The following is a 2,329-nucleotide window of genomic DNA, read 5'->3' on the forward strand; positions in this document are numbered from 1 at the left end:
TGGTAAAGACGAGCACCTTGCGCCCGTCGCCCGAGAGCGCGAAGCCCTCCACCTGCACGGGCGCCGACGCACCGGCGGGCGTGAGGGCGGCGGCGTCCAGCACCGTCTCCTCGCGCCCCGTGGCGGCGTCCTGCACGACGAGCGTGAGCGTGTCGCGGATGAAGGCCAGCTGGCGCCCGTCCGGCGCCCACGCCGGCTCGGTGAGCTCCTGGACGGTGAAGTCTTCCGTGTCGAAGATGCGCTCCACCGTGAGCTGCGACGGCGAAGTCTGCTGCGCCGCGAGGGGCGCGGCCGCCAGCACGGCGGCCGCGGCCACCGCGCGCCGGATGAGGCTCTGGACGGGCATTGCGTTGGTTCCGGGTGTTGGGTGTGGAGCGGGTAGGATGGGGAAGGGCAGGGAGTTGCGCCAGTGCGGGGACTGCAGGGGATGAACTGCAGCGAATAGGTAATAGGTAATAGGGAATAGCGGGCGCGGTGGGTGAGCCCGAGCAGTTGGGCGCGCCACCCGGCCGGAGCGAATGAATTCGCCGCTGGAAAGGCGCGAAGTCCGCCTGCGCGGACTGCCCCAGCGAGGGCGCCTGGTGTACACTGTTGCACCTTTGGTCGAGCGAGCAGAATCGGCGAGAGCCGCCCGCGGCTCCGGTGCGTCCCGTTTCGACCTCTGCGGTTGCAGGCTATTCCCTATTCCCTATTACCTATTCCCTCGCACCCTATTCCCTCGCACCCTATTTCCTCACCCCGCCGCCCGCGCGTATAATCCCAGCCTGGCCCCGACCCCGACCCCACGCACACCCCACGCAATGCGCGTCACCGAGGCATCCCGCGGCACGCCCGTGCTCCCCGACAACGACCCAGGCCCGCACACCGACCGGCTGCAGCGGCAGCTGGGCATCTGGAGCGCGGCGGCCGTGCTGGTGGGCTCCACCATCGGCAGCGGCATCTTTCGCGTGCCCAGCACCGTGGCCGAGCAGGTGGGCACCGTGGGCGCCATGGCCTCGCTGTGGATCGTGGGCGCCCTCATCGCCCTCTTCGGCGCGCTCACGCTTGCCGAGCTCGCGGCCCTGTTCCCGCGCTCCGGCGGCATCTACGTCTTTCTGCGCGAGGCGTACGGGCCGCTGCCGGCGTTCCTCTTCGGATGGACGGAGCTGCTGGTCATCCGCCCCTCCGCGCTGGGCGGCATCGCCATGCTCTTCGCCGAGTACGTGCAGACGTTCGCGCCCCTGAGCGACACGGGCGTCAAGGTCATCGCCGCCATCGCCATCGTCACCCTGGCCACGGCCAACATCCTCTCGGTCAGGTGGGGCGCGCTCGTGCAGAACATCTCCACGGCCGCCAAGGTGGGCGCGCTGGTGGGGCTGGCCGTGGCCGCGTTCCTCTTCGGCAGCGGGGCGCAGGGGAGCTTCGCCAGCCCCATCGAGTGGTCGCCCACCACGTGGGGCGGATACGGCATCGCCCTGGTGGCGGTGATGTGGGCCTACGACGGGTGGGCGGACCTCACCTTCATGGCCGGCGAGGTCAAGGACCCGGGACGCACCATGCCCCGCGCCCTGCTGAGCGGCACGCTGGGCATCATCGTCATCTACATGATCGTGAACGCGGCGTACATGTACGTGCTGTCGCCCGCGGCCATGGCCGGCAAGCCGTTGATCGCGGCCGACGCGGCGCGCACGGTGTTCGGCGCGGCGGGGGCCTCCATCGTGGCGGCGATGGTGATGCTGTCGGCGTTCGGCGCGCTCAACGGCAGCACCATGACGGGGCCGCGCATCTTCTACGCGATGGCGGAGGACGGCCTGTTCTTTCGCCCCATCGCGAAGGTGCATCCACGCTTCGGGACCCCGTTCGTGGCCATCGCGCTGGCGGCCACGCTGGGCATCGGGTACGTGTCCATCCGCAGCTTCGAGCAGCTGGCGGACGCGTTCATCCTGGGGATCTGGCCGTTCTACGCGCTGGCCGTGGGCGCCGTCTTTCTCCTGCGCCGCACCCGGCCCAGCCTGGAGCGCCCGTACCGCACCTGGGGCTATCCCCTGGTGCCGCTCGTCTTTCTGATCGCGTCCGTGGCCATGCTGGGCAACGCGGTCGTCGAGTCGCCCGGGCAGACGCTGTTCGGATTCGGCGTGATCCTGGCCGGCATCCCCGCGTTCTTCCTGTGGCGCGCCATCCAGGGCGGGAGGACGACGGCGTAGGGCCCTCACCCGCTCGCTGACGCTCGCACCCTCTCCCGCAAGCTGCGCGGGAGAGGGTGTCGACTTTCACGGGCAGATTGCACTCTGGTCGGCTCACCTGCTACGTGCAGTTCTCCCCCTCCCCCGCGAAGCGGGGGCAGGGGGTC

General features: G+C 70.2%; 1 protein-coding gene and 1 pseudogene. One reads left to right on the top strand and one right to left on the bottom strand.

Going from position 1 to position 2,329, the window contains the following annotated elements:
- Nucleotides 1-346, bottom strand: a pseudogene (locus tag VFZ20_RS15280) (hypothetical protein); the annotation flags it as partial.
- A gap of 454 nt (nucleotides 347-800) precedes the next feature.
- Between VFZ20_RS15280 and VFZ20_RS15285 the strand changes: the two are divergent.
- Complete coding sequence (locus VFZ20_RS15285) at nucleotides 801-2,183, top strand: amino acid permease (RefSeq protein WP_329684772.1); 1,383 nt, start codon at nucleotides 801-803, stop codon at nucleotides 2,181-2,183.
- Nucleotides 2,184-2,329 lie beyond the last annotated feature (146 nt).

Source organism: Longimicrobium sp. (assembly GCF_036280135.1).
Classification (GTDB): domain Bacteria; phylum Gemmatimonadota; class Gemmatimonadetes; order Longimicrobiales; family Longimicrobiaceae; genus Longimicrobium.

Bases quoted from the DNA above. Each gene is read 5' to 3' on its own strand.
- VFZ20_RS15285 (WP_329684772.1), top strand. From the start codon at position 801: ATGCGCGTCACCGAGGCATCCCGCGGCACGCCCGTGCTCCCCGACAAC.